At 66.2% G+C, this 12356-nt stretch carries 11 protein-coding genes; 3 read left to right on the top strand and 8 right to left on the bottom strand.

The genetic code is table 11. The features are described 5' to 3' along the window. The first annotated feature begins 32 nt into the window (after nucleotides 1-32). The 3 genes from IB236_RS12455 (at nucleotide 33) to IB236_RS12465 (ending at nucleotide 2514) form a co-directional block, all read left to right on the top strand. Complete coding sequence (locus tag IB236_RS12455; RefSeq protein WP_192421014.1) at nucleotides 33-815, top strand: IclR family transcriptional regulator; 783 nt, start codon at nucleotides 33-35, stop codon at nucleotides 813-815. A gap of 34 nt (nucleotides 816-849) precedes the next feature. After that, complete coding sequence (locus tag IB236_RS12460) at nucleotides 850-2001, top strand: DUF3108 domain-containing protein (RefSeq protein WP_146870169.1); 1152 nt, start codon at nucleotides 850-852, stop codon at nucleotides 1999-2001. A 213-nt stretch (nucleotides 2002-2214) separates the two neighbouring features. Beyond that, nucleotides 2215-2514: a DUF3567 domain-containing protein gene (locus IB236_RS12465; RefSeq protein WP_055392879.1), complete on the top strand. Its 300-nt coding sequence runs from the start codon at nucleotides 2215-2217 to the stop codon at nucleotides 2512-2514. Between the two features lie 52 nt (nucleotides 2515-2566). Here the strand turns inward: IB236_RS12465 and IB236_RS12470 are convergent, their stop codons facing one another. The 8 genes from IB236_RS12470 to IB236_RS12505 form a co-directional block, all read right to left on the bottom strand. Further along, nucleotides 2567-4996: a tetratricopeptide repeat protein gene (locus tag IB236_RS12470; protein WP_192421015.1), complete on the bottom strand. Its 2430-nt coding sequence runs from the start codon at nucleotides 4994-4996 to the stop codon at nucleotides 2567-2569. Nucleotides 4997-5119: 123 nt separating this feature from the next. Further along, on the bottom strand, nucleotides 5120-6187 hold the full coding sequence (locus IB236_RS12475; protein WP_192421016.1) for an AbrB family transcriptional regulator: 1068 nt from the start codon (nucleotides 6185-6187) through the stop codon (nucleotides 5120-5122). A 250-nt stretch (nucleotides 6188-6437) separates the two neighbouring features. Continuing rightward, a complete protein-coding gene (locus IB236_RS12480) occupies nucleotides 6438-7058 on the bottom strand; it encodes a hemerythrin domain-containing protein (RefSeq protein WP_370539914.1) in 621 nt (206 codons plus the stop codon). Nucleotides 7059-7066: 8 nt separating this feature from the next. Then, nucleotides 7067-7480, bottom strand: coding sequence for a ribonucleotide reductase subunit alpha (locus IB236_RS12485; RefSeq protein ID WP_192421017.1), 414 nt, complete (start codon nucleotides 7478-7480; stop codon nucleotides 7067-7069). A gap of 46 nt (nucleotides 7481-7526) precedes the next feature. After that, nucleotides 7527-8204, bottom strand: coding sequence for a nitroreductase (locus tag IB236_RS12490; RefSeq protein ID WP_192421018.1), 678 nt, complete (start codon nucleotides 8202-8204; stop codon nucleotides 7527-7529). Nucleotides 8205-8263: 59 nt separating this feature from the next. Next, nucleotides 8264-10708: an adenosylcobalamin-dependent ribonucleoside-diphosphate reductase gene (locus IB236_RS12495; protein ID WP_192421019.1), complete on the bottom strand. Its 2445-nt coding sequence runs from the start codon at nucleotides 10706-10708 to the stop codon at nucleotides 8264-8266. 100 nt (nucleotides 10709-10808) lie between these two features. Further along, the gene (locus tag IB236_RS12500) at nucleotides 10809-11486 is read right to left on the bottom strand and encodes a carbonic anhydrase (protein WP_015012284.1); all 678 of its coding nucleotides are present in this window, start codon (nucleotides 11484-11486) and stop codon (nucleotides 10809-10811) included. A 36-nt stretch (nucleotides 11487-11522) separates the two neighbouring features. Further along, complete coding sequence (locus tag IB236_RS12505; protein ID WP_192421050.1) at nucleotides 11523-12356, bottom strand: peptidylprolyl isomerase; 834 nt, start codon at nucleotides 12354-12356, stop codon at nucleotides 11523-11525.

Consider the following 12356-nt stretch of genomic DNA (forward strand, 5'->3'; position numbering starts at 1 on the left):
TAACTAAACAAAACTCGCAAATTTTAGTGCACATGGACAAAGAACGTGCAGGAATTCAATCGGTCGAGGTCGGTTTTGCCCTGCTGGAGGGGCTGACCCGCTCGCGCGGACCGCTGATGCTCAAGGATGTGGCCGCCTCGGCGGGCATGAGCGCGGCCAAGGCGCACCGGTATCTGGTGAGCTTTCAGCGCCTGGGCCTGGTCACGCAAGACCCCCGCACCGCGCGCTATGACCTGGGCCCGGCTGCACTCAAGCTGGGGCTGGCCTCGCTGACACGGCTCGATGGCGTGCGCCTGGCCCGCGAACGCATGCCCGCGCTCATGGAAACCATCGGCCACACGCTGGCGCTGGCCGTGTGGGGCAACCACGGCCCCACCATCGTGCACTGGGAGGAATCGCCCCAGGCCGTCACCGCCAATCTGCGCCTGGGCGACGTGATGCCGCTGCTGTCGTCGGCCACGGGCCGGTGTTTTGCGGCCTTCATGTCGCCCGAGGTGGTGGCGCCGCTGCTCAAAGAGGAGCTGGCCCGCGCCGTGAAGATGCGCCGCACCGACCTGCCCGCGACCATGGCCGAAGTGAACGCACTGCTCGCTAAGGTGCGCGAGCGCGGCGCGGCGCGCGTGGTGGACACGCTGCTGCCGGGCATCGTCGCCTTCTGCGCGCCGGTTTTCGATGCCGACGGTCACCTGGAGCTGGGCATCACCACGCTGGGATCCATCGCCACCTTTGACCCCGAATGGGGCGGCGCCATTGATGCGCCGCTGCGCGCGGCCGCAGCCCAGCTGTCCAGCGACCTGGGCGCAGGCACCGCCTGACGGCCCCGTACCCGCACACACAAGCAGCGAGCAGATGCCACGGCGCGCGCTGGTTTTCATCACGGCCCTGGTGCTGGCCCTGCACTGGCTGGTGCTCAGCGGCGTGCCCCTGGCCTGGGACAGCCCTGCACAGCCGTCCAGCCAAGTGTTCAGCACGCGCAGCATCGCGCCCGCACCGCCCCCACCAGCCGTTGCGCCCTCCGGCGTGACCGCCGCGCCCGTCGCCGCACCGCAGCCCCCGGCCCGTAAAAAGGCGCCCACCCCCAAGCGCCCACCAACCCCTGTCGCTCCAGACCGTCCCGAGGCGCCACTGGCGGCCGCCCCTGTCACGGAAGCCGGCGCGCCTGCGGACCCTGGTGCCGCAACCACCGTGGCCAGCGCAACCCCTGAGACGCCTGCCAACGACGCCGCCCCGGCGCCCGCGCCTGCGGCATCGGCACCGGCCGCCCCCCCAGAGCCCCCGGCTGAAGACGCCCAGCCCGGCACGGGCGTGGACATCCGCCCGCCCGGAGGCACCGGCCGCAGTGCCAGCGCCCCACCGCCGCCCGTGCGCATGCCTGCCCCCACGCGCCTCGCGTTTGATGTGAGCGGCCAGGCCAAAAAGTTCGCCTACAGCGCCCGGGCCGAACTGCTGTGGCAGCACGACGGCAATCGCTACGAAGCGCGCCAGGAGATCAGTGCCTTCCTGGTGGGTACCCGCACGCAGCGCAGCGTGGGCACGGTCACAGCGCAGGGGCTGCTGCCCGAAAAGTTCTCTGACAAATCCCGCAGCGAGCAGGCCGCCCATTTCGACTACGCCAAGGGCCGTGTCACCTTCAGCGCCAACACGCCCGACGCGGCGGCAGGGCCGGGCGTGCAGGACCGCCTGAGCCTGTTCATCCAGCTGGGCGCCCTACTGGCTGCAGACCCAGGCCGCTTTGTGCCCGGCACCCAGATCACGCTGACCACGGTGAGCGCCCGCAGCGCCGACCGCTGGACCTTCACCGTGGAAGGCCCCGAAACCCTGGACCTGCCCGCCGGGCCCACGCCTGCCCTCAAGCTGCTGCGCCTGCCCCGCAAGGACTACGACCAGAAGGCCGAACTCTGGGTGGCGCCGGGGCTGGGTTATCTGCCCGTGCGCATCAAGCTCACCCAGGCCAACGGCGATTTCGCCGACCTGCTGCTGCGCGCCAGCAGCCCACCCTGAGAACCTGTTCAAAGCACTGCCTCCGATGGCTCGCGCCGCACGGAGTGTTGCGCCCATACGCCATCCGGGCAAAAAAGCCCCGCGAACCCGGCGTGCTCCGTTTTTCATGAAATACTGCAACGCAGCAGGGGACAAAAGCCGTGGCTTGGCCCGGGGCCCTTGAACTCTGCGCACCCGCTGTCATCTGACATCTATATCGACAAGGGGAACACGATGCACATGCTCTACGACTCAGAATCCTTCGTGGTGGTCCATATGCTGCCCGATGCCGTGGAGAAAAAGAGCGCCCAGGTGCTCAACGACACCGCCCCCGCCGTTCCCCAGCTTGCGCGCCATGGTTTTGAAATCGTGGACAAGCGCTCCGGCAAAGAGGTCTACCTGGACGGTTCCTGGGCCGAGATGTTCCAGGAACAGATCCTGGCCTGGCAGCGCGACACGCCCACCCAGGAAGAAGTGGAAGACGCACTGGACCGCTACGCGGGCCTGGCGCAGAACCCGGTGGTGGTGCACTGAAAGCTGGAGCTTCGAGTCCCGCCCCCGTCGCTCGGGGGCGGCTACCAGCCACTCATATCTCGATGTGATCGGGACGCAGGCCTTGCACACAACGCGCGTGCATTGCCAGATACGCCGCCTCAATGTCACTCGCAAACTGTTTTGCGTTGAATAGCGGGGCTTGGTTTTTTTCCGCATCCAGTTTGTCGCGCAGCGCCTGCAACCGGACAGGGTCCTGCGCCAGCGCAATGGCGAGCGCTTCATATTCCTCTGCAGTGTGGGTCACCAACTCCGGCATTCCTACCGCCTGCAGCAGACTGGCGGCCACTCGCGCCGCGAACGATTGGCCTGCCCGCGTCAGGACTGGCAGGCCTGCCCAGAGCGCGTCACTCGCAGTGGTGTGGGCGTTGTACGGCAAGGTATCAAGGAACAGGTCGGCCAAGCGGTGCCGCGCCAAGTGATCGTCCAACGGCATGCGCGGGGCAAACACCAGGCGATCACCGGCTATACCCCTGGACTGCGCCTCTGCGCGCAGGTTGTCCATGACGCTGGCATTGCCTTCGAAGAGCCACAAGACACTGCCCGGCACCGCTTGCAGGATGCGCATCCAGCTGTCGAAAACCGGGGGACGAATCTTGTAATTGTTGTTGAAGCAACAAAATACGAAACCACTGCTTGGAAGCCCCAGTTCCTCACGCGTGAACACCCTGTCACTGATTCTGCGCTTCGCGTCATTGACTTGGTAGCTGTGCGGCAGGTACACCACCTTCTCGGTAAAGAACTCTCTCTCCTTTTCCGGAATGACCACCCTGTCGGCCACGACGTAGTCCATATAAGGCGCCCCTGTCGTTCCCGGATATCCCAGGTAACTGACCTGCACGGGAGCACAGCGATGGGAAAAAATTCCAAAGCGCTGGTCTGTTGTGAAGCCCTTCAGATCGACGGCGATATCTATGCCCAACTCTCTGGACATGCGGGCAACATCAATGTCTCTGTGCTCACGCACGTCGATAAAGTGATCGAAGCTGGCGGCCAGGCGTTCTCGCATTGAGTCCTGGACATTCGGCCCGTAGGAAAACGCGAACCACTCAAAACGCTGCCGGTCGTGCTTTTCAAAAAGCTCCGCCATGAGGAATGCAGTCGCATGGCCGTAAAAATCTGCGGAATAGTAGCCCACGCGGATTTTTTGAGAGGGCGCACGTTGAGAAATGGCGCCCAGAGAATGGTTTTCCGGGAAGTCTGCCGCTACGCGATTGATAGCAGCCTGCATCTGCAATGCGGGGGCGTCAAACAACGACAACGCCACAAAAGGCGGCACATTGTTTTCCCCAGCACGAATACTTTCTTCGCAGCGCTTCAAATCGGCAGACAGCCCGCTCCAGTCGCACGCGTGAACACGGCTGTTCGCAATCCAGCCGAACAAATGCTGGTTGTCCGGCTGCATATCGGACGCCGCCATGAAGTCTGCCAGCGCCTGCGCATGTCTGTTAAATCGTACGTGGAGACCCGCGCGGTTGAAGTACAAGCCAGGCCTGTCCGGGGCCATCCAGATGACCAAGTCGTATGTGCCAAGCGCGTCGGCAAACTGCCCTGCATCGGTCTGCGCGACGGCCAGCAAGGCAAGGATGTCCAGGTCATCGGGTTGCAGCTCTGCAGCCTTTCGCAATACAGGCACGGCCTGGGCATACTGGGCCAGCGCATGCAATGCCTGCCCCAGATTCTTGTGTGCTGACACCAGCTTCTCGTCCGACTGAATGGCGGCCTGGAAGTGCGGTACCGCCAACGCCCACTGCTCCTTCTGCGCCAGGATCGCGCCCTTGCCGTTGTGGGCTTGGGCGTGTTGAGGTTGCAGCGCGAGCAACTGGTCGAAGCCAGCCAGCGCCTCATCTGCCTGGCCAAGTGCCGCGTGCAGCGTTGCCATGTTCAGCAGCGCATCAACATAGTTGCCATCCAGCGCACACGCCCGCTGGTAGCACTCCAAGGCCTCATCCAACCGCTCCAGCGTCCGAAGCGCGGTTCCCTTGTTGTTGTGGGCGGCTGCCATCCGGGGTTGGGTTGCGATGGCCAGATCGTAACTCTGGAGGGCCTCTGGAACCCGCCCCAACTCCACCAGTGTCTTTCCGCGGTTGACATGGGCCTCGGCGAAATCAGCGCGCAGGGCAATGGCACGATCAAAATGCGCCAGCGCCTCCTCGCGCAGTCCCAATGCACCCAAAGCAAGCCCGCGATTGACATGGGGCGCGGGGTCCTTTGGCTGCTGTGCAATCGCTTGCGCCATCAAGTCACATGCAGCCTGGTGGTGCCCCGTCTGGTACGCCAGAACGCCGAGCATGTGCAAGGCGCCAAAATGGCGCGAATTGGCCTGCAGGATAGCGTTGTAAATTTGATTGGCTTGTGCCAACTGCCCCTGCTGGTGCAAGCGCAGAGCCTGTTCGAACAATGCCGATTGCTGGGTCTGAAGACTCTGTGGAGGGCGGCCGCCCAAGTTGTACTTGATGCTCATGGTCAGGATATGCAGCCGTCCAGGGCCGCGCGCAAGATGGTTGTATGGGCGAACGCATCGCCATGGACCCTGATTGTGCGGGAGGCCGTGGCCCCACCCACCACAATCGGCCGCTGCGAGGCATCAGGTCCCGGGAGGCGGGTAAATTTTTCGGTACAGCGGGTCCACTAGCATCAGCACCGCAATCAGCCGGCACACCTGGAACGCCGTCACCACGGGCACCCCCAGCTGCAGCACCTTGGCCGTGATGGCCATCTCGGTGATGCCGCCGGGCGAAGTGCCCAGCAGCAAGGTGACCCAGGGCAGCCCCGTCGCCCAGGCCAGGGCACCGGCAAACAGTGCGCACACGCCCATCAACGCCACCGTGCCCAGCGCCACCGACGCCAGCCAACGCGGCGCGGTGTGCAAGAACTCCGCGCGAAACCGCACGCCCAGGCTCACCCCGATCACGAGCTGCGCTGCGTTGACCATGCCCTGGGGCACCGCCGACAGGCTCTGGCCCGCCATGGTCAGGCCCATGGACACCAGCATCGCCCCCATGAACCAGGGGTTGGCGCGGCCCAGCCGGTCCATCAGCAACGCCCCTGCACCGGTCAGCAGCGCCATCAGCGCCAGCCCCGGCCAGTTCACCACCCGCAGCGTGGGCGGCAGGATATCGAGGCCGTGCAGGCCGCTGAACTGCAGCGCGAACGGAATGGTCACCGTAACGATCAGCAGCCGCAGGCTGTGGCTGGCAGCCACCAGGTCAGTGCGTGCGTTTTCGCGCTCGGACAACAAGGTCATCTCGGACGCCGCCCCAATCGCGCCGGCAAAGTAGCTGGTGGCGCGCAGCATCGGCGCAGGAACACCGTGCATGCGAGGCGCATGCACGCGGTAAAGCCACGCACCAAACAGCCAGCCCAGGAGCAGCGCCCACGCAATGCCCAGCACGATGGCCCACCACAGGCCGCCGATCAGCGCGACCACCTGGGGCGTGAAATACAGGCCCAGCGCGGCGCCAATGGTCCATTGCCCGGCGTTGCGCAGCGGGCCCCAGCTTTCGGTGGGGCCGCCGGCCATCGACACGACAGAAGTGGCCAGCAGTGGGCCGATCATCCAGGGCAGCGGGGTCTGCAGGGCCACACAGGCGGCGGCAGCGGCCCACGCCAAGGCCAGGGTGGCCAGGGTGCGAACAATAAAGAGGGGGCGCATACGGGAAACGGCAGGCAGGCAAGCAAACAGGCGCGGCGGGGCGCGCGCGCAACCCCGCAGTATCGCGCGAGCCGCTGGCCCCGCAGCCGCCAAGGCGCTGCCCAGACGGAACGGCTGGCATCGCCACCGGGCAACGGCCGCGTGGCACCGGGCGCCAAGCTGCCCCTGGGGCAGCAGGCGCCTAAATTTCAGCCCTAGCGGCCTCTTGCGCTAGTCGAATATGCGCTTGAAGCTATATTTTTGATAGCAATCAGATCGCACCCCGCCGCGCAGCCATCTCCTGCCCCATCGCCGCAAAGGACGCGGGCGGCAGCAAAGCGGCAGCAGCAGGGTAGGCCACGCCTTCTTCGGCGGCGATGTGGGCGTCATACCGCATTGCAAAACGGTCCAGCGCGGCCTCGTCCTGGGGCGTGAAGCCGGTGGCGCTTTCATCCAGCAACGCTTGCAGCCCGGGCCGGGCCGCTGCCCAGTCGGTGGTCATGGCCACGTGGTCGTGCTGCAGGCGCGTGACCAGCGCCCGGACCTCGGGCGTGGCCTGGGCGAGCAGCAGGGGGAACACATGCAGTTCTTCGTCCTGGTGGTGCAGCGGTGCGGCGATGTCGAAATAACGCAGCACATCCCGCGCGGCCTGGCGGGCATCGTTGTCAACGCCCTGCTTTCGCACATGCTCACGCAAGCGGCCCAGCAAACCCAGCGTGCGTTGCACGCGCTCGTGGCAGGCCTCCAGCATGGCAAAAGGCTGCTCAAAGCCCACGGCCGGTGCGCTGAAGCCGGGCAGATGCCTTGGCGCGGCAGCAGATACGGGTGCAGATGCGGGTGCAGATACGGGTGCAGGTGCGGATGCGGACGCAGGTACGGACGCCTGTGCCATGGCAGGCCTCAGCCAAACCGCACAGGGTGGCCCTGGCGGTCAAACGGAATGAACGCCCCATGCGCCCCACCCTTGATCGCATCCACCATGCGCTGCAAGGGCGCCTCGGCATCGGCGCTGCTAGGCGCCTGGTTCAGCGTGCCGGACATCGCCGCCGCAAACACGATGGCCCAGTCGTGGCCCGGGGCGGTGAACTGGCGGGCCTCGGTCACCAGCGCGTCGAACGATGCCAGTTCCTGCGGCGTCTTGTCCACACACATCAGCGGCACCAGGGCACCGCCCTGCCCGGCCTCGTAGCGCGCGCGCTGCGCCGGGGTGGCGTCGTCGGGCAGCTCCACCGCCGCGAAGACGAACAGCAGGCGCTGTGGCTCAGGCTGCATGCGTGCAGCCTGCAGCAGGTCGTCAAAACTGGAAATATCCATGCAAAAGTCTCGCAATCAATGAAAGGTTGGGGCCCACCAGCGCACCTCAAAAACCGGGCACCACGCCCCGCTTGGCATCCAGCGTGCTCACATAGGCACCGGCCGCAGGGCGTGCACGCACCGCCTTGCGCGACAACACGGTGCCGATGCTGATGAAACACAAGGCCTGCTCGGAGGCAGCCAGCTGGAACAAAGCCCGCAGGCTGGGCGCCTTCAGCGCCTTGCCGCTGGTCAGCGCGGAGCCGTAGCCCTGCGCGGTGGCCATCAGCAGCATGTTCTGCACGGCGCAGCCCGCAGAGACGGTGCGCTCGACCAGATCAATCTCGGCGTCGCCCCGCTCGGCATCCACCACCGCCAACAGCAACACCGGGGAGCGGTACGCCTTCTCGCGTGCCTGCTCGGCCTGCTCGGGGGTGGCGGCAGAGTCGCGCTCCAGCAGGGCCTGCGCAAACACATCGGCCAGCGGCGGACGCGCGGCCTGCGGCACCAGGATGAAGCGCCAGGGCAGCAGCTGGCCATGGTCTGGCGCGTGGGCTGCGGCCTGGAGGATCTGCGCCAGCTCGGCAGCATTGGGGCCTGGCCCGCCCAGGCGCTTGGGCAGAATGGTCTGGCGTGACTGGATCAACGCCGCCGCCAGCCCGGCCACATCGTCAGGCGCACTGGCCCGCGCTGCAGCAGGCTGCGCGCGAGACGAAGGGTTCAACGGCCAGGGAATGACAGACATGGGGAATCCTTCCAATGCTTACCGTGTGTGCCGGGAAGGCCGATGCGGGACCCGACCGTTCATCCACAGCTCCCCAGGTGCCCACACTGCGTGCAGTAGTCGCAGCCGTCCTTGCGGATGACCGCATGGGCTCCGCACTCACTGCACTTCTTGCCCGCCATGGCCTGGGGCACGGCCACGGGCAGCGGGGCGGGCTCGTCCAGCGGCAGTTGCTGCTGCACCGGGTCGGCCACGCGGCGCGCCAGGATGTTCTGGATGGCATAGGCCATGGCCGCCACTTCGGAGTCGTGCCACATGGGCACCAGCGTGCCGTCGTCCTTGCGGTGGGTGCCCAGGCGCACCGGGCCGCGGTCCCAGGCGACCTTGCGCATGTCCGACAGCGCCCGCTCCAGAAAACCGCCACGCGCTGCGAGCGACAGCATGCGCATGCTGGACGTGATCCACTGCTGCGACTCGCCGCTCTGGCCCACCGGCATGAAGAACTCGATGGCGCGGTCCACCGTACCGTTGCCCACGCCCGTTGGCACGGGCAGGAAGGACACGATGAGGTACAGGGTCTTGTGGCCTTCCTGTGTCCAGTACTCAAGCTTCTCAGCCACCGCCGAAAGGCCCCCTTGCGGACGGCTTTCGATCACGGTGCGCATGGGGTCCACCGGGGGTGCGGGTGGCGCCACAGGCGCCGCAGCGGGCGCAGGCGCAGGTTCCGCATGGGTTTCGAGCACCGAACCCAGAATGCTGTTGGGCCGGTAGGTGGCCAGGCCCTTGAGCTTGGCGCGCCAGGCCTGCAGGTACAGGTCCTTGAACCCTTCGTAGGGGTAGTCCGCGGGAATGTTCACGGTCTTGGAGATGGCCGTGTCCACAAAAGGCTGCACGGCTTCCATCATGGCGATGTGGCCTTCGGCCGGCATGGCCAGGGCCGAGACGAAGTAGTCCGGCAACGCCTCCACATCCCCGCCCAGCTCGCGGTACAGGCGCCAGGCATGGTCTTCCACAGCGTATTCGGTGGTGCTGCCGTCGGACTCGCGCTTCTTGCGCTTGTACATCCACGAGAACGGCGGCTCGATGCCATTGGAGGCATTGTCGGCGAAGGCCAGGCTCACGGTGCCGGTGGGCGCGATGGACAACAGGTGGCTGTTGCGGATGCCGTGCTGGTGGATCGCGGTCTTGAGCGATTCGGGCAGCCGGCTCGCAAACGTGCCTTCCGCCAGGTAGCCCCGCGCATCGAACTTTGGAAACGCACCTTTCTCGCGCGCCAGATCCACCGATGCGGCATACGCTGCGTCGCGCATGCACTCGGCAATGCGCGCGGCCATGGTGCGGCCCTCGGGCAAGTCGTAGCGCAGGCACAGCATGGCCAGCGTGTTGCCCATGCCGGTAAAGCCCACGCCAATACGGCGCTTGGCCATGGCCTCGTCGCGCTGCTGCGGCAGCGGCCAGTAGGTCACATCGAGCACATTGTCGAGTGCGCGCACCTGCAGTGCCACGGCTTGGGTGAATGCGTCAAAGTCAAACGCGGCCACACCGCCAAAACCAAAGGGGTGCCGCACAAAGCGGGTGAGGATGATGGGGCCCAGGTCACAGCAGCCATAGGACGGCAGCGGCTGCTCTCCGCAGGGGTTGGTCGCCGCAATGTCTTCGCAGTAATGCAGGTTGTTGTCTTCGTTGATGCGCCCCAGGAACAGGATGCCAGGCTCGGCAAAGTCGTAGGCCGACTTCATGATCGTGTCCCACAGCTCGCGCGCGGCCACGGTGACGTAGACCCACAGGCCATCGGCGCGCTGGCGAGCGCCCTGGGCCAGCAGGGCGGTGCCGGGGCGGGCCTTGTGCACCAGCTCCCACGGTGCGTTGTTCTGCACGGCCTGGATGAAATCGTCCGACACCCCCACCGACACATTGAAATTGTTCCAGCGGCCTGGCGTGCGCTTGGCGGTGATGAACTCGTGCACATCGGGGTGGTCGATGCGCAGCACGCCCATCTGCGCACCCCGGCGTGCGCCAGCGCTCTCCACGGTGGAGCAGGACTGGTCGAACACGTTCATGTAGCTGCACGGCCCCGATGCCATGGAGGCGGTGGCCTTCACCTGTGCGCCCTTGGGACGGATGCGGGAGAAATCGTAGCCCACGCCCCCGCCACGGCGCATGGTCTCGGCCGCCTCGCGCAGCGCTTCGTAGATGCCCGGAAAGCCTTCGTCATCCACGCCCTGGATGCAGTCACCCACGGGCTGCACAAAGCAGTTGATGAGGGTGGCCTGGATGTCGGTGCCCGCTGCGCTCATGATGCGGCCTGCGCCGATGGCGCCCGCCTTCAGGTTGGCGAGGAACAGGGCCTCGTACTTTTCGCGCAGCTCGGGTTTTTCGACCGAGGCCAGGGCCCGTGCCACGCGCTGGTACAGCTCGTCGGCCGTGGTTTCGCCGGGTTTGAGGTATTTCTCCCGCAACACATCCAGGCTGATGGGCTGCAGGGACGAGGTGGGGTTGAGTGGGGGCTGGGGTTCGCGTTTCATGGGGGCCGATGATTTGGGTTTCAGGCTGAAACGGGGTTGCGTTCCGTCAAGGAGCGCTCATTCCACTCCGAATGCAGCGCCATGGCAAGTCGGTAGCCGCTCACTCGTCCACCAGCACCTGCCCATCATGCTCCACGTAGGGCTGGTAGGGGCCGGTGCCGCTGTGGTCCGACTGCGAAGCGGGCACAAATCCACCGGTCTGGACATCGAACACATGCACTTCGCCGTCCTCGATCACATAGTGCCAACCGTGCAGGCTGATCTGGCCCGACTGCACCCGGCTGCGCACCATGGGGTACTCCATGAGGCGCTCCAGCTGCAGCACCACCGCGCGCTGCTCGGTGCGGCGCAATACTTCGGGACCCGGCTGCATGGGCAACAGTGCCTCGCGCCCCAGGTCCAGCCAGCGGTTGAGGTTGGGGGCCTCGGGCGACACCTCACCATACATCGCCTTGATGGCCCCACAGTGACTGTGGCCGCACACCACGATGCGGCGCACCTGCAGGTTGAGCACCGCGAACTCGATGGCCGCCGTGGTGCCATGGTGGCCATGCGACCCGTCGTACGGCGGGATGAACGCCCCCACATTGCGCACCAGAAACAGCTCGCCCGGCCCCGCACCAGTCAGCAGATAGGGCACCAGGCGGGAGTCGGAACACCCGATGAACAAGGTGGTGGGATGCTGCCCTTCGTCCACCAGCGCCTGGAACTGCTGGCGATACTGGGGGAAAGCGTCGTCATGGAAGCGGCGCAAGCGGTCCAGCAACTCGTCGGGCATGGGCAGGCAATCAGATAACGGTGGTGTGTGGAGCAACTACTGTACGAGCGGAGTGTCGGCCGCGTCCAGCGCCACCCCTTCGACCACGGCGGCGCCCGCCAGCAGCTGCAAATATTGGCGCAACGCATTCACCCAGGCCTGCTGGCGCAGGGTGAGCGCAATGGCCTGGCGCACCTCTTCGAACGAGGGCTGTTGCCCCGGGTCACGGGCCACCACCTCCACCACATGCAGACCAAAGCGGCTGTGCACCAGGCGTGCCAGCACGCCGATCTCAGCACCGCCAAACACCTCGCGCGCGAACTCGGGGGCGCAGTCGGCGCGGGTCAGCCAGCCCAGGTCACCGCCCTGCTGGCCACTGGGGCAGTTGGACCACTGGGCGGCGGCCTTGGCGAACTGTGCACCGCCATCGTCCGCGCAGCGCAGCTCGATCAGCAAGGCCTCGGCCCGCAGGCGCAGCTGCTTCACATCCACGCCCGGTGTCACCGCAAACAGCACATGGCGCAGTTGCGCACGCTCCCCCTGGGCATGGGCCGCAGGGTGGGCCTCGTGGTAGCGGCGGCAGGCTTCTTCCGAAGGATCGGGGAGGTCCAACTCGCGCTCCAGCAACTGCTCAATGGCATCGGAGGCCTGGACGCTGATGGCGCCCAGGGCACCCGGCACATCGCTCGCGGGCAGCAGACCCGCTTGTTGCGCCGCCTGGCGCAGCAACTCGGTGCACGCACGCTGGCGCAGGGCCTCTTCGTCCAGCGACTCGTGCGGGGCGTTGAGGGCCACGCCATTGACACGTGCCACCTCGGCCGCCACCGAGCCACCGCCCCCCATGGCGCCAGCTTGTGGTGCCAGGGTGGCTTGCAGGGGCACATCGTCCAT

Source organism: Acidovorax sp. ACV02, assembly GCF_014851475.1.
GTDB classification, from domain to species: domain Bacteria; phylum Pseudomonadota; class Gammaproteobacteria; order Burkholderiales; family Burkholderiaceae_C; genus Acidovorax; species Acidovorax delafieldii.